Annotated in this window: 15 protein-coding genes; 7 read left to right on the top strand and 8 right to left on the bottom strand. The window is 73.5% G+C overall.

Annotated features, from left to right (window positions below; all coding sequences use genetic code 11):
* Nucleotides 1-78 precede the first annotated feature (78 nt).
* Complete coding sequence (locus OG448_RS02665) at nt 79-648, top strand: sigma-70 family RNA polymerase sigma factor (RefSeq protein ID WP_405551256.1); 570 nt, start codon at nt 79-81, stop codon at nt 646-648.
* Complete coding sequence (locus OG448_RS02670; RefSeq protein WP_405551258.1) at nt 645-1,370, top strand: anti-sigma factor domain-containing protein; 726 nt, start codon at nt 645-647, stop codon at nt 1,368-1,370. The genes OG448_RS02665 and OG448_RS02670 overlap by 4 nt, the downstream gene beginning before the upstream one ends.
* Before the next feature lie 188 nt (nt 1,371-1,558).
* Here the strand turns inward: OG448_RS02670 and OG448_RS02675 are convergent, their stop codons facing one another.
* The 7 genes from OG448_RS02675 to OG448_RS02705 all read right to left on the bottom strand — a co-directional run bounded on the left by OG448_RS02675 (nt 1,559) and on the right by OG448_RS02705 (nt 8,750).
* A complete protein-coding gene (locus OG448_RS02675) occupies nt 1,559-3,115 on the bottom strand; it encodes a molybdopterin-dependent oxidoreductase (protein ID WP_405551260.1) in 1,557 nt (518 codons plus the stop codon).
* Nucleotides 3,116-3,255: 140 nt separating this feature from the next.
* Entirely contained in the window at nt 3,256-4,050 is a 795-nt protein-coding gene (locus tag OG448_RS02680) for a cytochrome c oxidase assembly protein (protein WP_405551262.1), read from the bottom strand.
* Complete coding sequence (locus tag OG448_RS02685; RefSeq protein WP_405551265.1) at nt 4,047-4,592, bottom strand: DUF2243 domain-containing protein; 546 nt, start codon at nt 4,590-4,592, stop codon at nt 4,047-4,049. Before OG448_RS02685 ends, OG448_RS02680 begins: the two co-directional genes overlap by 4 nt.
* A gap of 108 nt (nt 4,593-4,700) precedes the next feature.
* On the bottom strand, nt 4,701-5,561 hold the full coding sequence (locus tag OG448_RS02690; protein WP_405551266.1) for an MBL fold metallo-hydrolase: 861 nt from the start codon (nt 5,559-5,561) through the stop codon (nt 4,701-4,703).
* A gap of 116 nt (nt 5,562-5,677) precedes the next feature.
* Complete coding sequence (locus tag OG448_RS02695) at nt 5,678-6,655, bottom strand: alpha/beta hydrolase (protein ID WP_405551268.1); 978 nt, start codon at nt 6,653-6,655, stop codon at nt 5,678-5,680.
* Between the two features lie 239 nt (nt 6,656-6,894).
* Nucleotides 6,895-7,596 carry a sirohydrochlorin chelatase gene (locus OG448_RS02700; RefSeq protein ID WP_405551270.1) on the bottom strand — a complete coding sequence of 234 codons (702 nt, stop codon included), beginning with the start codon at nt 7,594-7,596 and terminating at the stop codon, nt 6,895-6,897.
* On the bottom strand, nt 7,593-8,750 hold the full coding sequence (locus OG448_RS02705) for a uroporphyrinogen-III synthase (protein ID WP_405551272.1): 1,158 nt from the start codon (nt 8,748-8,750) through the stop codon (nt 7,593-7,595). Before OG448_RS02705 ends, OG448_RS02700 begins: the two co-directional genes overlap by 4 nt.
* A gap of 191 nt (nt 8,751-8,941) precedes the next feature.
* On the opposite strand from OG448_RS02705, the gene OG448_RS02710 reads away from it, so the two are divergent.
* The 5 genes from OG448_RS02710 to OG448_RS02730 are packed head-to-tail and all read left to right on the top strand — an operon-like array spanning nt 8,942 to nt 16,482.
* The gene (locus OG448_RS02710) at nt 8,942-11,053 is read left to right on the top strand and encodes a molybdopterin oxidoreductase family protein (RefSeq protein ID WP_405551273.1); all 2,112 of its coding nucleotides are present in this window, start codon (nt 8,942-8,944) and stop codon (nt 11,051-11,053) included.
* Nucleotides 11,050-12,213 carry an NAD(P)/FAD-dependent oxidoreductase gene (locus OG448_RS02715; RefSeq protein ID WP_405551275.1) on the top strand — a complete coding sequence of 388 codons (1,164 nt, stop codon included), beginning with the start codon at nt 11,050-11,052 and terminating at the stop codon, nt 12,211-12,213. Before OG448_RS02710 ends, OG448_RS02715 begins: the two co-directional genes overlap by 4 nt.
* Nucleotides 12,210-14,786, top strand: a complete 2,577-nt coding sequence (gene nirB / locus OG448_RS02720; protein ID WP_405551277.1) for a nitrite reductase large subunit NirB — start codon at nt 12,210-12,212, stop codon at nt 14,784-14,786. The genes OG448_RS02715 and nirB overlap by 4 nt, the downstream gene beginning before the upstream one ends.
* Complete coding sequence (locus OG448_RS02725; protein ID WP_405551278.1) at nt 14,783-15,157, top strand: nitrite reductase (NAD(P)H) small subunit; 375 nt, start codon at nt 14,783-14,785, stop codon at nt 15,155-15,157. The genes nirB and OG448_RS02725 overlap by 4 nt, the downstream gene beginning before the upstream one ends.
* Entirely contained in the window at nt 15,148-16,482 is a 1,335-nt protein-coding gene (locus OG448_RS02730) for an MFS transporter (RefSeq protein WP_405551280.1), read from the top strand. The genes OG448_RS02725 and OG448_RS02730 overlap by 10 nt, the downstream gene beginning before the upstream one ends.
* A gap of 30 nt (nt 16,483-16,512) precedes the next feature.
* Here the strand turns inward: OG448_RS02730 and OG448_RS02735 are convergent, their stop codons facing one another.
* Complete coding sequence (locus tag OG448_RS02735) at nt 16,513-18,579, bottom strand: SpoIIE family protein phosphatase (RefSeq protein ID WP_405551282.1); 2,067 nt, start codon at nt 18,577-18,579, stop codon at nt 16,513-16,515.
* Nucleotides 18,580-18,639: the final 60 nt, after the last annotated feature.

Below are 18,639 nucleotides of genomic sequence, written 5' to 3' on the forward strand. Positions count from 1 at the left end.
TCCAGCGGGCGCGGAACCGGCACCGGACACTCAGCCTGGGCATGAAGGAGTGCGAGCGTGAGGGGAGGAACGACACGGATGCCCAGGGACAGGTCCGCCGACGACCGCCGTCTCGACGGCTGGCTGACGGCGACCGCGCGCGGCAGCGAGGAGGCGTTCACCCTGCTGTACGACAGCCTGTCCGGCTCCGTGCGCGGTCTGGCCCTGCGCGTGGTGCGTGACGCCTCGCAGGCGGAGGAGGTCGCGCAGGAGGTCATGCTGGAGGTGTGGCGTACGGCGGCCCGTTTCCGCCCCGAGCACGCTTCGGCGAAGTCGTGGGTGTTCGCCCTGGCGCACCACCGCGCGGTCGACCGGGTCCGCTCGGCACAGGCCGCGTCCGACCGGGACCGCAGGGTGGCGCAGGGCAACAGCGAGCGCCCTTTCGACGTGGTGGCCGAGCTGGTGCAGGACCGCGACGAGCAGCGCAGGCTGTACCGCTGCCTGGCCGCGCTGTGCCGGAACCTGCGGGTGCCGCTGGTGCTGGCCTACTACGAGGGCCTGACGTACGAGGAGGTCGCCCGCGCCCTGAGCAAGCCGCCCGGCACGGTGAAGACGCGGATGCGCACCGGGCTGCACCGGCTGCGGGAGTGTCTGGAGGCCGGCGAATGAGCACGGCTCCCGGCGATCACGACGCGGTCGGCGCGTACGTGCTCGACGCCCTGCCCCCGGACGAACGCGCGGCCTTCGAGAACCACCTCGCGGCCTGCGCGGCCTGCCGGGAGGAGGCCGCGCAGCTCATGGAGGCGGTGGTCGGACTCGCCGAGGCCGTCTCGCTGCCCCCGGACGACGCGGCCCGCGCCCGCGTGCTGGCCGACATCCGGCACATCCGACAGGAGACACCGCCCGCCCGGCCGAGCCGTGCCCAACGGCTGCTCCCCTGGGCGCTCGCCGCCTGTCTCGCGGCGGCCGTCGCGGGCGGATCGATCGCCTGGTGGCAGCACGAGGAGGCACGGGACGCCCGGCGCACGGCCCAGGAGCAGGAACGGCGCACCGCCTCGCTCGCCGACGTGGTCACCGCCCCGGACGCCACCGTGCGCACCGCCGAGCTGAGCAACGGTGGCCGGGCGAGCGTGGTCATGTCCCGGCAGAAGCAGAAAGCGGCCTTCGTCGCCACCGGGCTGCCCGCTCTCGGCGAGGGGAAGGTCTACCAACTCTGGTACGCCGACAACGGCACCTTCCGCACCGGGGGCCTGCTCTCCGGCACGGGGGGCCGCCAGGGCCGGGTACTGCTGGGCCCCCTCGGCCGGGCGACGGCCGTCGGGATCACGGTGGAGCCGGCGGGAGGGTCGAAGCAGCCGACAGCCGCTCCACTGGCGGTGGTTCAGCTCTGAGGCACGCCGTCGCGCCGAGCAGTACGACACCGGGGAGAGCCTGCCGAACGGGCAGCCCCGCCCAGGCCGTCGGCTGCCTGGGCGGGAGCAGGTCCGTCCGGGTCAGCTCTTGGGCCCCTGTTGTCGGAAGGCAGCAACGGACCGCGGGACGCTGGGAGTTGGTCACGGGGCGGGGAGCCGGTCAGGGCTCACTCCGCGGTCACGACGACGGAGTGCCAGCCACTCGCACCGTCGGGGATGGTCCGCGTGCGCTTCTCCGTCTGCACGCTTCCGGTGCTGTCGGTGGCGCGCACGGTGAGGGTGTGGGACCCCTTGGTCGCCTGCCAGGGGAAGGACCACTGGCGCCAGGTGTCACGGGTGTCCTCGGCGGCGAGGTGGGCCTCCTGCCAGGGACCGTCGTCCACCCGGATCTCGACCTTGTCGATGCCCCGGTGCTGGGCCCAGGCGACACCGGCCACCATCACGGTGCCGGACTTCGGCCGGGCGAACGGCTTGGGCGTGTCGATCCGGGACTGGGTCTTGATCGGCGCCTTCCGCGCCCAGCCACGCTTCACCCAGTACGGGTCGTAGGAGTCGAACGTGGTGAGTTCGATGTCCTGAATCCACTTGCAGGCGGAGACGTAACCGTAAAGGCCGGGCACGAGCATGCGCACCGGGAAGCCGTGCTCGAAGGGCAGCGGTTCGCCGTTCATGCCCACGGCGAGCATGGCGTCGCGGCCGTCCATGATGTCCTCGACGGGTGTGCCGATGGTCATGCCGTCCGCCGAGCGGGCGACCAACTGGTCGGCCGGGCCGCCGTGCGAGGGGGCCTTGACCCCGCATTCGGCGAGCAGGTCGGCCAGACGTGGGCCTGTCCAGCGGGCGTTGCCCACGTACGGGCCGCCGACCTCGTTCGACACGCAGGTCAGGGTGATGTCGCGCTCGATCAGCCGTCGGCGCAACAGGTCGTCGAAGGTGAAGGTGGCCGGCCGGGTCACGCCCTTGCCGTGGACGCGGAGTCGCCACGCGGTGGCGTCCACCTTGGGCACCACCAGGGCGGTGTCGACGCGGTAGAAGCTCTTGTTGGGCGTGACGTAGGGGCTGGCACCGTCGACCCTCAGAGCCGCCCGCCTCGGTGTCGGCTGCGCGGGCGAGCCGGGGCGGGGCAGGACGACCTGCTCGCGGGAGGCGACGGCGTCCCCCGCCCGGTTGCCGCTCAGCGTCCGGCCGACCCCGCCCACGACGGCGGACGCGGCGGCCGTGGAGGTGGCCGCGATGACGAAGCCACGCCGGTCCCAGGTGCCGGGCTCGGCGGACTCTCCGTCAGGGACCGGTACGGGGGTGATGAGGCGTCCGGCCAGGAGGTACAGGAGGAGCGCCCCGACGGTGGCCCCGGTCAGGGACGGCAGCGCGTCCGTGAGGCCGCGGGAGTCGGGGCGGGTGAGGGCGGCCGTCGCGCCGATGACGCCGAACAGGAGGACACCGGCCGCTCCCACGAGCCGGCGGCGTACCGCCAGCGCGCCCAGGCAGAGGGCGAGGAGTGCGAGGACGACGAGGATGCCGAACTGGAGCACCAGCTTGTCGTCGGTGCCGAAGTCGCGGATCGCCCAGTCCTTGACCGCCGCCGGGGTCTGGTCGATGGAGGCTCCGCCGACCACGACGACCGGACTGGCCTGGGGCCGTACCCCCGCCGCCACCAGCTCGGCCACCGCCAGCGCGGCGAACCCGGCGAGCCCGCCGCTCAGCGCGCCCAGCGCCGTCCGCACTGGCCCCGGTGATGTCCTCGGGTCGCTCTGTTCCTCACTCACGCGGGGAATCCGGGGCCGGGAAGGGGGCCGGATTGGTGACTTACTCAGATCGGATGAAGACGCATCTCACACCAATCCGGGGGGTGTTGGGCGACGGATCACAGGGATGCGGCGGTGTGGGAACGTTCCCGTCTGCCGCTGCGCCGTTCCGGTCGCCAGGTCGTCACGAGGGCGGCGGCCAGCAGGAGTTCGGCGATGTCTCCGCCGTAGTACATGATCTCCGCGCCGCGCCGGACCTGGTCGATAGGCGCGTGGACGTCGGTGAAGAAGCCGCCGTACAGGGCCTGGGCGATGAGTGCGTGTACGGCGATGGCGACGCCCAGGCAGGTGAGCCGAGCGGGTACGCCGGGTCGGCCGGGGGCGGGGTCGGGGCCCGCGATCGCGTGCGCGAACAGGCATCCGGACAGCAGGAAGTGTGCCGCCATGAGCCAGTGCCCGGCGGGGTGGCTCACGGCGGTGTCGTACAGCGGGGTGAAGTACAGCACCGCCAGGCTGCCCGTGCTCAGCAGGAGCGCGCAGACCGGATGGACCGCGAAGCGGACGGGCGGGCTGTGCAGGACGGCCGTGATCCGGCGGGCGCCGGCGGATGGCACCGCGCGCAGGGCCAGGGTGACGGGGGCGGCGAGCACGAGCGCCAGCGGGGCGTACATGCCGATGAGCATGTGCTGCGCCATGTGCGCCGGGAAGCCGGCGTGCGCCGTGGGTACCAGGGCGACGGCGATGAGCGCCAGCCCGGCGGCAAAGGATGCGGTGCGCCAAGTCGGCCAGCCCTGGGCGGGGTTGCGCCGTACGGCCCGCCGTACGGCGAGACGGTGGAGCGCGGCGAGGGCCAGCAGGACCAGTACGACCGCCACCGCCTGCGGCAGGCCCGACTCGTGGTGGTGTTCCGTCATGCGCGGCGCGGGGTCGCGGGGTCGTGGAAGCGGCCCCCGCGCCGGATCAGGTGGCCGACGGCCACGAACAGCGCGCCGAGGACGAGGAAACCGGCGTCCCACCATGCCTGGTAGGGCCCGCCGTGCACGTGGTGGATGCCGAGGATCTGGTGGTCGAGGATTCCCTCCACCAGGTTGAAGACGCCCCAGCCGGACAGCACCCACCCCCACAGCACCCGTGAGGTCCACACGGTGCGCCGGTCGTGGATGACGCGGGAGTACAGGACGGCGAGGCCCAGCAGGACGGCGATCCAGCACAGAGCGTGGAAGACGCCGTCCCACACGGTGTTCATCTCCAGCCCGGACACCGTGTGCGGGTCGTAGTACTTGACGCCGATGCGGTCGTGGTCGGTGCTGGTCAGCATGTGGTGCCACTGGAGGAGCTGGTGCAGCAGGATGCCGTCCACGAATCCGCCGAGGCCGACGCCGAGCAGCAACCCGGGCAGCCGGAGGCTCACGGGTGCCGTGTCGGGCGGCCGGGCGGTGCCCGCTGTGGTGGCCATCGGCTGTGCTCCGTCCGGTGGGCGTCGCTACGGTCCGTCCGCACACGGTTTCCCCCCGCGAGCGCGGGCGACACACGCTCCGCCCGGCTTCCGCCCGGTCGGCTGCGCTCACCGCACGTGCGCCGCCTCGACCACGGGCCGCCCGCCGGGGCGCAGGGCGACGCGCTCGCCACGTGCGCACGGTACGAGCCGTTCGCCGAGCCCGCGCTGCCGTACGGCGTCGAGGAAGTCGCTCAGCGGCGACTTCATGACGGTGTACTCCTCGTAGTGCACCGGCAGCACCCACTCGGGGTCCAGCCGTTCGGTGAGGCCGGCGCCCTGGGCTCCGGTCATGGTGACGAGGAAGCCGCCGGGGAGCCGGGTGCCGCCGAGGTGGAGGACGGCGAGGTCGAGGTCGGGGCAGCGGCGGGCGATGGCCGCGACGAGGGGCGGGAAGGGCAACGTGTCGCCGGAGAGGTAGAGGCGGAGCACGGGCGGGCCGCCGACGGGGCCGAACTCGAGCAGGCTGCCCATGACCGGCGGCAGCAGGGGCCGGAGCAGGCCGCCAGCGTGCTGCCCGGGCAGCGAGGTGACGGTCACCTGGGTGTCGCGGCCGGTCACCGTACGACTCCGCCAGGTCTCCAGCGCGGTGGCGTGCGGGAAGCCGTGCAGGCGGCGGAGTCTCCGGGCGGCCTGGGGCGTGGTGAGGACGGGGAGAGCCGAGTCGAGGCCGCGCCGCGCGACCCGGTCCCAATGGTCTCCGTGCAGATGCGACAGCACGATCGCGTCGATGTCGGCGGGCAGGTCGGCGACGCCGAGGGTGGGCTCCAGCAGACGGCGGCTGGTGAGCCCGTGCCCGAGGTAGGCGTGCTGGCCCCGGTGGAGGAAGTTGGGGTCGGTCAGCAGGGTGACGTCGCCGTAGCGGATCAGGAGCGTGGCGTTCCCGATGAAGTGGCAGGTGACGGGTGGGTCCTGCGGGGTCGCGGTCATGTACGCCTCCTCGGGTCGCCGGTGCCCCCAACGGAGTGGCGGTCCAGGCCCGTTGCCGTTGCCGTTGCCGTTGCCACCAAGGTAAGCACCGTCAACACATAGCCGCGCCGGCCGCCTCAGTCGTCCTCGTGCAGCGCCGATCCGAGGAAGTCGATGGCGATCTTGCGGGCGATGTTGGCCGCCCTGGTGTCACGCAGGCTGTCCAGGAGCAGGAAGTCGTGGACCATGCCCGCGACCCGGACCGAGGTGACGTCGTTGCCCGCCTCGCGGAGCTTGTTGGCGTACTCCTCGCCCTCGTCGCGCAGCACGTCCGCCTCGTCGGTGATGACCAGCGTGGGCGGCAGGCCCTTCAGCTCCTCCAGCGACGCCTGGAGCGGGGCGGCGTACTTCTCCGAGCGCTGGGACGGGTCGGAGGTGTAGGCGTCCCAGAACCACTTCATGGCGTCGCGGGTGAGGTAGTAGCCTTCGGCGAACTGCTCGTAGGACGGCGTGTCGAAGCCGGCGTCGGCCACCGGGTACAGCAGGCACTGGGCCTTGAGGTCGATGCCGCCGCGGTCCTTGTTCATCAGCGCGAACACCGCCGACATGCAGCCGCCGACCGACTCGCCGGTGACGGCGATGTCCGAGGCGTCCAGGCCGTGCTCCGCGCCGTGCTTGACGACCCACTGGCCCACGGCGTAGTTCTGCTCGATCTGGGTCGGGTACTTCGCCTCCGGCGCGCGGTCGTAGACCGGGAAGACACCCGCCGCGCCCGCGCCCACGGTGAGTTCGCGGAAGAGGCGGTCGTGGGTCTTGTCGTCGCCGAAGACCCAGCCGGCGCCGTGGATGTAGAACAGCACCGGCAGCGGGCCCGTCACGCCCTTGGGGCGGATGATGCGGGTACGGACGGTGCCCCACTCGCCCGCGTCCACGTCGACCCACTCCTCGTCGACCTCGGGGCGGGGCACGCTGGTGTCGCTCTGGAGGTCGGCGAGGATGGCCCGGCCCTGTTCCGGCGGGACCTCGTAGATCCGGGGGTGGGGATCGGTCGCCTCGGACAGCTCCTTGGCGGCGGGTTCGAGGTACGGGGTGACGGGCGGCGGGATTTCGGACATGGCCACTCCTTGAACTGGGGACGCGAGTGCCTCGCCGCGCGGCCGGTCCGGCCGCTGGTGGTGACGGCTACCCCGAGTCGGAGATCACCCACACGTGCGATCCCCCTTTGTCCATGTTTGGGGGGCCTGCCGTGGAGCGCAACCGGCCGCCACGAGCGTCGGAGCGGCCTGCCCGGCTCAGTTGGGCGGGATGTCCACGAAGCCGGAGATCTCACCCACCAGGGCCGCGAGCGACCGGCCTACGCCCTGATCGCCATCGTGGCCGGAGTGCATGCGTCGTACCGCCGCAGGACCAGTTCCGCCACCGACGGATGCGTGCCGAGAGGGGCCGACGTCCAGCGGGCGGCGGTTCGGGTCAGGGCGTGGGCGAAGTGGCCCGGGGCCAGGAGGTGGGTGGCCAGGGCTACGTCGGGGTGGCCGGCTGTGTGCCAGGCGGAGATCGCTTCGGCGGGGGTCGGGCCTTGGCCGGAGGCGAAGGCGATCGTCACCGGGGCGTTCAACCGGGCGGACAGGAGGCGGGCCGACTCGGCCGTGTCCGCTCCGGCGCGGGGGTCGGAGGAGCCGGTGGCGGCGAGGACGACGGGGGAGGCGTTCGGCGGGCGGCCCGCTTCGGCGAGGCGGGACGCCAGGGCGTCGGCCAGCAGGGGGGACGGGCCGAGGGCCGGGGTGACCCGTACCGTGCCGGGGTCCGCTTCGGCGAGGAGGGCCGGGATGTCGGCGCGCACGTGGTAGCCGCTGGCCAGGAGCAACGGGACGGCGACCACCGGGCCGGGGAGCGACGCCAGCGCCTGGGGCACGGAGGGTTCCACCAGGCCGAGCCAGGCCGGCTCGACCCGAAGGCCGGGGCGCAGGCGGCGGACCTCGTTCAGCAGGGCGAGTACCGTGCGAACGCCCTCCGGGTCGCGGGTGCCATGGGCGACGGCCAGCAGCGTGGCGTTCATCGGGTGCCTCCGTCGGGCTCCGTCGCCAGGCGGTAGCCGCGCTTGGGGACCGTGCGGATCAGGCTCGCGTAGGGGCCCAGGGCCGCCCGTAGCCGCGTCACCGCGGCCTCGACCGCGTGCTCGTCCGCGCCCTGGCCCGGCCATACCCGGCGCAGCAGTTCAGGGCGGCCGACCACCCAGCCGGGGCGTTCGGCGAGGGCCCGGAGCACCCGTGCCGAGCCGGGCGTCAGCCATACCGCTTCCGCCGGGGCGTCCTCGCCGAGGAGCAGGGCGTTGCCCTGGAGGACCAGCGTCCGGTCGCCGGCCGGGACCAGGTGGCGGTCGCGGTCGGGAAGCGTGGCGGTGAGGAGGTGGACCATCGCTCCCAGTCTCCCTCGCTCGGGCCACACCGGCCCGGCGCCCACCTCCAGCAGCGGGCGGGCGCACACCGGGCCGACGCACAGGGCCAGCACGTCCGTACGCAGCCGCTCCAGGACCGTCTCGTACCGGCCCGCCGCCTCCGCGTGCTCCAGGAAGGAGGTGATGGCCGGCGCGGAGGTGAACAGCAGCGCGTGCACCTCGCCGCGCGCCGTGGCCTCGGCCAGCCGTCGCACCGGCTCGGGGTCCTGGGGCGGCGCCCAGCGGTACACCGGGACCTCCACCACCTCCGCGCCCCGCTCCCGCAGCGCCGAGGCCAGCCCCGGCAACGGCGCCCCGTGCTCCTGCACCGCGACCCGCCGCCCCCGCAGGTCCCGCGCGAGCAGCCAGGTGCGCAGCTCGTCCACCGCCTCCGAGGCGGGCGAGTACGTCTCGGTCGTGCCGCAGGCCCGTACCGCGCCTGTGGCCTTCGGGCCCCGCGAGAGCACCTCGGCCTCGCGGCAGGCCGCGGTGAGGGCGGCGCCGTACCCCCAGCCCTCGGCGGCGCTCATCCAGCCGCGCCAGCCGACGCCGGTGGTCGCGACCACGTAGTCCAGCGGGGCCGCAAGGCACCGCTCGGTGGCCGCCCGCAGTGCCGCGTCGTCCTCCAGCGGCACGATGCGCAGCGCGGGCGCCTCCATCACCCGCGCCCCGCGCCGGCGCAGCAGCGCCGTCAGCTCCTCACGCCTGCGTGCCGCCGTGACGCCCACCGTGAATCCGGTGAGTTCGGCGGCCGTCTCCCTGGTACCGGCCTTCATGCCCCGAGGCTGCGGGGGCGCGATGTCGCGGCCGTTGCCCGCCGGTCACGTCCCGGTTACCGCAACGGGCATACGTGTTACGGAAGATGTCCTCTCCCGCACACCGCTCCGCCGGGCCTGTGCGCGTCTCGTACCGCAGGGGCAACGCGACCGAGCTGTGCCGGAAACGGCGGCGGTCCAGCCTCGTTGCCATGACCGACACCCACTGCCCCTACTGCTCCCTCCAGTGCGGCATGCGCCTGCGCCCGAGCTCCGCCGGAGGGGTGCCCGAGGTCACCGGGCGCGACGAGTTCCCGGTGAACCGGGGTGCGTTGTGCGGGAAGGGGCAGACCTCGGCCGCGCTGCTGGCGCCCGGCGTACGACTGACCGCGCCCCTGGTGCGGGACGCGGACGGCCTGCGCGAGGCGTCGTGGGAGGAGGCGCTGGACCGGGTCGCCGGGGCGATGAGGGCCACCGCGGAGGCGCAAGGGCCGGACGCGGTGGGGGTGTTCGGCGGTGGCGGACTGACCAACGAAAAGGCTTACCTGCTCGGCAAGTTCGCCCGTGTCGCGCTGCGCACCCGCTCGATCGACTACAACGGCCGCTTCTGCATGTCCTCCGCTGCCGCCGCCTCCCGCGCAGCCTTCGGCCTGGACCGGGGGCTGCCCTTCCCACTGGCCGACGTGGCCCGAACCGGCTGTGTGATCCTGGTCGGCGCCAACCCGGCCGAGACGATGCCGCCCGCGGTGCGCTACCTGCGCGAACTTCGGGAGAACGGCGGCACTCTGGTGGTCGTCGACCCGCGCCGGACGCGTACCGCCGAACTGGCCGACCTCCATCTCCAGCCCCTGCCGGGCACCGACCTGGCCCTGGCGCTCGGCCTGCTCCATATCGCCATCGCCGAGGGGCACTCGGACGAGGAGTTCATCGCAGCCCGTACGACCGGCTGGGCCGACGCCCGCGCCGCCGCCGTGGCCCACTGGCCGGAGCGGGTGGAGGCGCTGACCGGCGTCCCCGTACCCCACCTCCGACAGGCCGTGGCCCTGTTCACCCGCACTCCGCACGCCATGGTGCTCACCGCGCGCGGGCCCGAGCAGCAGAGCAAGGGCACCGCGACCGTCGGCGCCTGGATCGACCTGTGCCTGGCCACCGGCCGGGCCGGACGGCCGCTGAGCGGGTACGGGTGCCTCACCGGGCAGGGCAACGGCCAGGGCGGCCGCGAACACGGGCAGAAGGCGGACCAACTTCCCGGCTACCGCTCGCTGGAGGACCCCGAGGCACGGGCGCACATCGCCGCCGTCTGGGGTGTGGACCCCGGCGACCTGCCGCACTCCGGGTCGTCGGCGTACGAGCTGCTGGACTCCCTCGGCCGGCCCGGCGGAGTCCGGACGCTGCTGGTCATGGGGTCCAACCCGGTCGTCTCCGCCCCGGACGCCGCCCGCATCACTCGACGGCTGGCCGCGCTGGACCATCTCGCGGTGTGCGACGTGGTGCTGTCCGAGACGGCACTGCTGGCCGACGTCGTCCTGCCGGTGACCCAGTGGGCCGAGGAGACCGGCACCCTCACCAACCTGGAGGGCCGCGTCCTGCTCCGCCGCGCCGCCGTCACCCCGCCGCCCGGCGTCCGCAGCGACCTCGCCGTACTGCACGGCCTGGCCCGACGCCTGGGGCACACAACGGGGTTCCCCGACGCCCCCGAGGACATCTTCGCCGAACTACGCCGGGCCACCGCCGGGGCGCCCGCAGACTACTCCGGCATCTCCTACGACCGCATCGCGGCCGAGGACGGCGTCTTCTGGCCCTGCCCGGCCCCCGGCCACCCCGGCACCCCTCGCCTCTTCCTCGACCGTTTCGCCCATCCCGACGGACGCGCCCGCTTCACCGCGCCCTCGCACCGGCCAGCCGCCGAGGAGCCCGACGACGCGTATCCGCTGTACCTGACCACCGGGCGCACCGTGACCCACTACCAGAGCGGCGCCCAGACCCGCCGCGTGCCGGAACTGGCCGCCGCCGCGCCCGGCCCGTACGTCGAACTGCACCCCGATCTCGCCGCCGAACTCGACGCTCAGGAGCAGGATCTGGTAACCGTCACCAGCCGCCGGGGCACCGTCACCGCCCCGGCCCGCCTCACCGCGGCCATCCGGCCGGACACGGTGTTCATGCCGTTCCACTGGCCCGGCGGGGGACGCGCGAACCTGCTCACCAACCCGGCGCTCGACCCGGTGTCCCGAATGCCGGAGTTCAAGGTGTGCGCGGTGCGGGTCGAGAAGGCGGTACTCCCCCGGGTCTGCGAGCCCGCCGCACCCGTGGCGGTCGGCGCGTGAAGTCCCGACGTATCGCCGTGGTCGGCGCCGGGATGGCCGCCGCGCGCCTGGCCCAGCAACTCGAGGCTCACGCCGGGCCCACGGAGACGGCCCTCTACGGGGCCGAACCCGAACCGCCCTACAACCGCGCCCTCTTGACCGACGTCCTCACCGGGCGGTACTGCGCTGACGGTCTGGCTCTGCCGACCGGGGACGCGAAGGTGCGCACGGGGACCGAGGTGGTGGCCGTCGACGTCCGGGGCCGGGCCCTCACACTCGCCGACGGGAGCCGCGAGACGTACGACGAACTGGTCCTGGCCACGGGCGCCGAGCCGGTACTGCCCGGCCACACGGAGGGTGCGCACACGCTGCGCTCCCTCGCCGACTGCGCCCGTATCTCCCGTCACGCGGACACCGCCACCCGCGCCGTGGTGATCGGCGGCGGCGTACTGGGCGTCGGCGCCGCCCGCGCCCTCGCCGCCCGAGGTCTGCCCGTGAACATCGTTCACGAGGGCCCCCACCTGGTCGACCGCCACCTCGACAGCGAGGCCGGCGCCGCCCTGCGCACCGCGCTGGGCCGCCTCGGGGTCACGGTCCGCCTCGCCTCGACCCTGGACGGCGGTGTCCGCCGCACGAGCGCCGACCTCGTGGTCATCACCTGCGGAGTCCGCCCCCGTACCGCCCTCGCCCGCGCCGCCGGACTGCCCGTACGGCGCGGCATCGTCGTCGACGACACTCTGGCCTGCGCCCCGCACACCTACGCCATCGGGGACTGCGCCGAGCACCGCGCCGCGCCGTACGCCCTGGCCACGACCGCCTGGGAGCAGGCCGACGTGCTCGCCGCCCGCCTCTCCGGCGCCGACCCCGGGGCGCGTTACACCGGCTCCCGGCCGATGACCCGGCTCACCGCGGGCCCCGTCGAGTACGCCGCGTTCGGTGCGTGCGGCAACGCCGCCGAGGAGGGCGCCGACGTGCTGCGCATCGGGGACGCCACCCGGGGGTCCTACAAGAAGCTCGTGCTGCGCGGCAACCGGATCGTCGGCGCGATCCTCGTCGGCGACCTCGCCACCGCGGGCACCCTCACCCGCGCCTATCTCACCGGCCGGCCCGTCGGGCCCGACCCGTTGTCCCTGCTCACCGCCCCGCTGTCCGTCCGAGCGACCGAGGAGTCCCGCCCATGACCGCCCCCACCACCCGGCCTCCGAAGGAGCTGGTGCTCGTCGGCCACGGCATGGTCGGCCAGCGCTTCCTGGAGGCGCTGCACGAGCAGCCCGGCGCCGACACCTGGCATGTCACCGTCCTCGCCGAGGAGCCTCGGCCCGCCTACGACCGCGTCCACCTGACGAGCTGGTTCTCCGGTACCACCGCCGAGGAACTGAGCCTGGTGCCGGACGAGTTCATGGCGCGGCACGGCATCACCCTCCACCTCGGTGACCCCGCGACCGCCGTCGACCGCGCTTCCCGCACCGTCACCAGCGCCTCCGGCCGCGTCCTGCGCTACGACGCGCTCGTGCTGGCCACCGGCTCGTACCCGTTCGTGCCGCCGGTGCCCGGCCACGACACCCCCGGCTGCCATGTGTACCGCACGCTCGACGACGTACGCGCCATCCGCGAGGACGCGGCGCAGGCCCGTACCGGGATCGTCGTCGGCGGCGGACTGCTCGGTCTGGAGGCGGCCGGTGCTCTGCGCGCCCTCGGACTGGACACGCACGTGGTGGAGTTCGCCCCGCGGCTGATGGCCCTCCAGGTGGACGAGGGGGGTGGAGCGGTACTGCGCCGCAAGATCGAGGAGTTGGGCGTGCGGGTGCACACCGGCGCGGGCACCTCGGCCGTCGACGCGGGCCCCGACGGACGTGTCCGCGCGGCGCGGCTGTCGGACGGCACGGAACTCCCCACCGATCTGGTGGTGTTCTCGGCCGGAGTCCGTGCCCGCGATCAACTGGCCCGCGACTGCGGTCTGTCGGTGGGTGAGCGCGGTGGCATCACCGTCGACGCCACCTGCCGCACCGCCGACCCGCATGTGTGGGCGATCGGAGAATGCGCCCAGGCGGTGGACGGCCGGGTGTACGGCCTGGTCGCTCCCGGCTACGCGATGGCCGAGACAGCCGCCCGCCAACTGTGCCGGGTGGAAGCCGAGTTCACGGGCGCCGACCTCTCCACCAAGCTCAAGCTGCTCGGCGTGGACGTGGCCAGCTTCGGCGACCCGCACGGCACCGCCGAGGGCGCGCTCGACGTCACCTTCGCCGACAGCCGCTCCGGCGTCTACAAGAAGCTCGTCATCGGCGCCGACGGCTCCCTCCTCGGCGGTGTCCTGGTGGGCGACACGGAGGCGTACGGCGTACTGCGCCCCCTCGCGCTCGCCGGGAAGCCGCTGACCGTACCGCCGGAGCAGTTGGTACTCCCCGCCGCCCAAGGCAGCGCCGTCACCATGCGGTTGCCCGACGACGCGGTGCTCTGCTCCTGCCACAACGTCACCGGGGGTGCCGTCCGCGCCGCCGTACGGGAGCAGGGGCTCACCGATGTCGCCGAGGTCAAGAAATGCACCAAGGCCGGTACCGGTTGCGGCAGTTGCCTGAAGACCCTCACCACTGTCGTCCGGGACGAACTCGCCGCGTCCGGCACGGAGGTCTCCCGCGGTCTCTGCGAGCACTTCGCGCACACCCGCGCCGAGCTGTACGAGATCGTCCGCGTCCGGGGCCTCACCGACTTCACCACGCTCATCGACAGCCACGGCACCGGCGACGGCTGTGACGTCTGCAAGCCCGTCGTCGCCTCGATCCTGGCGAGCCTGGGCAACGGCCATGTCCTGGACGGCGAACAGGCCGCCCTCCAGGACACCAACGACCACCACCTCGCCAACCTCCAGCGCAACGGCTCCTATTCGGTCGTCCCGCGCGTCCCCGGCGGCGAGATCACGCCGGAGAAACTCATCGTCATCGGTGAGGTGGCCCGCGACTTCGGCCTGTACACCAAGATCACCGGAGGTCAGCGCATCGACCTCTTCGGTGCCCGCGTCGACCAACTCCCCTCCGTCTGGCGCCGCCTGGTCGACGCCGGCTTCGAGTCGGGGCACGCCTACGGCAAGTCGCTGCGCACCGTGAAGTCCTGTGTCGGGCAGACCTGGTGCCGGTACGGCGTGCAGGACTCCACGTCGCTCGCCATCGAACTGGAGCTGCGCTACCGGGGACTGCGCGCCCCGCACAAGCTGAAGTCCGCCGTCTCGGGCTGCGCCCGCGAGTGCGCGGAGGCCCAGTCCAAGGACTTCGGGATCATCGCCACCTCCACCGGCTGGAACCTCTACGTCGGCGGCAACGGCGGCACCACCCCGCGCCACGCCGACCTGCTCGCCACCGACCTGGACAAGGCGACCCTCGTCCGCACCATCGACCGGTTCCTGATGTTCTACATCCGCACCGCCGACCGCCTGGAACGCACCGCGCCCTGGCTGGAACGGCTCGAAGGCGGCTTGGACCATCTGCGGGCCGTCGTGCTGGACGACTCGCTGGGCATCGCGGCCGACCTCGACGCCCAGATGGCCCGCCATGTCGCCGGCTACGCGGACGAGTGGGCCGCCGTCCTGGACGACCCCGACCGGCTGCGCCGCTTCACCTCCTTCGCCAACGCCCCGGACGTGCCCGACCCCACGGTCACCTTCGTCCCCGAACGCGACCAGATGCGCCCCGCCCGGCCCGGCGAGGTCGGGCGTCCGCTGCGGGAGCTCGTCCTCGTCTCCGCCCAGGAGGCCGGCCGATGACGGACATCCTGGTCGAGGTCCGGCACGGCGCGCGCTGGGTCCCCGTTCTGCGGTACGCCGACCTCGTCCCCGGCCGGGGCGTGGCCGTCCTCCTCGGCGAGGAACAGGTCGCCCTCTTCCGCGACCGGGAGGGCCGTCTGCACGCCGTCGGCAACCGCGATCCGTTCAGCGGCGCCCAGGTCATCTCCCGCGGCCTGCTCGGCAGCCGGGGTACCACGCGTGTCGTCGCGTCTCCCATGTACAAGCAGGTCTTCGACCTGCGCACCGGCACCTGTCTCGACGAGCCCACCGCCCCCGACGGCACGCCCGCCCGGCTGCCCGTGTGGCCGGTGCGCACCACTCCCCCGGAAGGCGGCCCCGCATGCCCGTGACCCATCCCACCAGCTCGTCCGGCGTCCGCGAAGCCGCCCGGCCCCTGCGCCGGCTACTCCCCGGCCGCCGCCGCGAACTGACCGACTGGCGCCCCGAGGACCCCGCCTTCTGGGAGGCGGGCGGCGCCCGAATCGCCCGCCGCAACCTGCTGTGGTCCGTGGTCGCCGAGCACGTCGGCTTCTCGGTCTGGAGCCTGTGGTCCGTCCTCGTGCTGTTCCTCGGCCCCGAGTACGGCGTCGACCCGGCCGGCAAGTTCCTCCTGACCGCCCTGCCCACCGCGCTCGGCGCGTTGCTGCGGGTGCCGTACGCCCGCGCCGTCGCCGTCTTCGGCGGCCGCACCTGGACCGTGGTCAGCGCGCTCCTCCTGCTCGTCCCCACCGTGGCGACCGCCGTCGTCCTGGAGCCCGGCACCTCGTACGGCACCCTGCTGCTCGCCGCCTGCCTCGCCGGGGTCGGCGGCGGCAACTTCGCCTCCTCGATGGCGAACATCAACGCGTACTACCCGCAGGCCCTCAAGGGCTGGGCCCTCGGCGTCAACGCGGGCGGGGGCAACCTCGGTGTCCCGGCGGTGCAGTTGGCGGGACTCGCGGTCCTCGCCACGGTCGGTGCCGGGCATCCGCGCCTGCTGGTGCTGCTGTACGTACCGCTCGTCGTCGCCGCCGCCGTGTGCGCCTACCTGCGGATGGACGACCTGCGCGTGCCCCGGCCGCCGGGTCGGCTGGGCGTGCTGCTCAGGTGGCGGCACACCTGGCTGATCTCGCTGTTGTACGTGGGCACGTTCGGCTCCTTCATCGGCTTCTCGTTCGCCTTCGGGCAGGTACTCCAGGTGCAGTTCGCGGACGAGTTCGCCACGCCGGTCAGCGCCGCCTACCTGACCTTCCTCGGTCCGCTGCTCGGTTCCCTCGTGCGCCCGGTGGGCGGGCGCCTCGCCGACCGGTTCGGCGGGGCACGGGTGAGCCTGGCGGCCTTCGCGGCGATGGCGGGCGGCGCCCTGCTGGCCCTGGCCGCCTCCCGGGCCCACTCCCTCCCCCTGTTCGTGACGGCGTTCACCGCCCTGTTCGTCCTCAGCGGCCTGGGCAACGGCTCGACCTACAAGATGATCCCGACCCTGTGCGGCACCACCCCCGACGGCGAGGCCCGCGCCTCGGCGCTGATCGGCTTCGCGGGCGCGGTCGGCGCCTTCGGCGGGGTGCTGGTCAACATCGCCTTCCGCGAGTCGTTCCTCGCGGTCGGGAACGGCGACGGGGCGTACACCGCGTTCATCGCCGCGTACGTGGTGTGCGCGGGCGTGACCTGGACGGCGTACGTACGCCGGACGGCGTGACGTGCCGGTCGGGCTGAGCGCGGATGCCGTTCAGGAGAGTTCCTCCACCTCCGCCATGTCGAACGCCTCGAAGCCGGCCTCCGCGTCCGGTTCCCCGCCGAGCCGCTGCTCGGACCAGATCGTCTTGTCCTGGTGGCTGTGCCGGACGCCCCAACGGGTGCTGAGGCGCATGACGATGTAGAGGCCGCGCCCGCCTTCGTCGCTCTCGCGGGCGTGGCGCAGGTGGGGGCTGGTGCTGTTGGCGTCGGTGACCTCGGTCAGGAGCCGGCCGCTGTCGTGGATGAGGCGCAGTTGGACCGGCCCGGCGCCGTAGCGGATGGCGTTGGTGACGAGTTCGCTGACGATGAGCCCGGTGGTGTACGCCGCCCCGTCGAGGTGCCAGACGGCGAGCTGCTGGTCGACGAGCCGTCGTGCCGTGCTCACCACGGACGGCTCGGCGGGCAGCGTCCAGTCCGCGACGTTCTCCTTGGCCAGGGTGTGGGTGCGGGCGAGCAGCAGCACGGCGTCGTCGTCGCGGGAGGGTGCCATGCGGTACACGGCGTCGTCGCTGAGTTCCCGCAGGGGCCGCGCGGGCGAGGCGAGGGTCTGTGCGAGCCTGCGCCGGGCGGCGGCCGGGTCGTGGGCGTGGGCGCCCAGGAGGCCGTTGGTGTAGTGGGCGAGCAGGGTCCCGGCGGGCAGGTCGATCACGGCCGGGGTGAAGACCCGTCCGCCCCCGGAACCCAGCGGCGGCCCGAGGGGCACGTCCACGTGGACGGGCGAGCCGGCGGGGTCGATGATCACCGGCGCCGGATGTCCCGCCCGCACCATCGCGCAGCGCCGGGAGACGGGGTTGTAGACGGTGACCGCGCAGGTCGCCACGTAGGCGTCCGAGGGTCCGGCGAGCTGAGAGGCGACCTCGTCCAGGTGGGTCAGCAGCTCGTCGGTCTCCAGGTCCTGGAGGGCGAGGGTGCGCAGGGCGATACGGAGCTGGCCCATCGTGGCCGCCGCTTCGATGCCGTGTCCGGCGACATCACCGACGACCAGGGCGACGCGCGTCCCGGAGAGGGGGATGACGTCGTACCAGTCGCCGCCCGCGCTCTCGGGCAGGTACATGTGGGCGGTCTCCACCGCCGAGAGGCGCGGAGTGGTGCTGGGCTGGAGCTTGCGCTGCAGGGTGGAGGCCACGGTGTGCTCGCGACGGTAGCTGTGCGCGTTGTCCAGGTGCGCGGTGGTGGTGGCGGCCGCCTGCCGGGCCACGTCGAGGTCGGCCTCCTCGAAGGGGTCGGTGCGGTGCCGGTACAGGGTGAGCAGGCCGAGCACGGAGTCCCGCACCCTGAGCGGTACGACGATCATGGAGTGCACGTTCGCGCTGAGCAACGGCTCGAACATCTGCGGATCGGCGGCCAGCCACGGCGCGTCCGGCGTCACCGGGACGATACGGGCCTCGGTGTCGTTGAGTGCCTGCGTGTACGGCGTGGGGAAGGGGAAGGGGCGGCTGTCTCCCTCCTTCCTTGCGGTCACGATGTGGGCGGGGGCGAAGGAGAGCCGGCGCAGCGGAACCCCCGACGTCAGGGGGCCGGAAACGGGGCCGTCGTCCAGCAGGTCGACGCTCGCCCCGTCGGCGAAGGCCGGGACCAGCGCCCGCACCAGCTCATCGGCCGTGGTCCGCACGTCCAGCGTGGAACCGACGGTCGAGTGCACCCTGCTGAGGACGGCGAGCCGGTCCGCCGCGGCCTGCCTCTCGGTCACGTCCTCGACCACACCCACCAGCCCGGGAGCCCCGTCGCCCGAGTCGGGCAACGGGAAGAGGGACACCTCCACCGCGAGCGTCCGGTCCGGGTCCGACGGCGACTTTCCCCGGATCAGCATCCCCCGCAGCGGCACCCCACTGACCAGCGCCTCGTCCATCAAGGATCTCAGCTTGGCCGTCTCCAGACCGGGCGCGAACTCCTCGACGTCATGCCCGACGATGTCCTCGGCGGCCAGCTTCCGCACCCCTCGCCCGGACGGGTTGTAGCGCGTGACCTTCCCCTCGGAGTCGAAGACGAACAGCCCTTGTGGAGAGTTGCCGAACAGCGCGTTCAGCACCGCGGCATCATCGATGGGATCGCTCGCCACCCCAGGCTCCCTTCCCGGACCTTCCTCCTCACCTTCTCGCATCGACGGGTCCCAGCAACT

The organism is Streptomyces sp. NBC_01171, assembly GCF_045039805.1.
Classification (GTDB): domain Bacteria; phylum Actinomycetota; class Actinomycetes; order Streptomycetales; family Streptomycetaceae; genus Streptomyces.

Coding starts and splice junctions, on each gene's coding strand:
- OG448_RS02695 (WP_405551268.1), bottom strand. CDS start 6,655: ATGTCCGAAATCCCGCCGCCCGTCACCCCGTACCTCGAACCCGCCGCC.
- OG448_RS02730 (WP_405551280.1), top strand. CDS start 15,148: ATGCCCGTGACCCATCCCACCAGCTCGTCCGGCGTCCGCGAAGCCGCC.
- OG448_RS02670 (WP_405551258.1), top strand. CDS start 645: ATGAGCACGGCTCCCGGCGATCACGACGCGGTCGGCGCGTACGTGCTC.
- OG448_RS02700 (WP_405551270.1), bottom strand. CDS start 7,596: ATGAACGCCACGCTGCTGGCCGTCGCCCATGGCACCCGCGACCCGGAG.
- OG448_RS02665 (WP_405551256.1), top strand. CDS start 79: ATGCCCAGGGACAGGTCCGCCGACGACCGCCGTCTCGACGGCTGGCTG.
- OG448_RS02680 (WP_405551262.1), bottom strand. CDS start 4,050: ATGACGGAACACCACCACGAGTCGGGCCTGCCGCAGGCGGTGGCGGTC.
- OG448_RS02690 (WP_405551266.1), bottom strand. CDS start 5,561: ATGACCGCGACCCCGCAGGACCCACCCGTCACCTGCCACTTCATCGGG.
- OG448_RS02705 (WP_405551272.1), bottom strand. CDS start 8,750: ATGAAGGCCGGTACCAGGGAGACGGCCGCCGAACTCACCGGATTCACG.
- OG448_RS02685 (WP_405551265.1), bottom strand. CDS start 4,592: ATGGCCACCACAGCGGGCACCGCCCGGCCGCCCGACACGGCACCCGTG.
- OG448_RS02725 (WP_405551278.1), top strand. CDS start 14,783: ATGACGGACATCCTGGTCGAGGTCCGGCACGGCGCGCGCTGGGTCCCC.
- OG448_RS02710 (WP_405551273.1), top strand. CDS start 8,942: ATGACCGACACCCACTGCCCCTACTGCTCCCTCCAGTGCGGCATGCGC.
- nirB (WP_405551277.1), top strand. CDS start 12,210: ATGACCGCCCCCACCACCCGGCCTCCGAAGGAGCTGGTGCTCGTCGGC.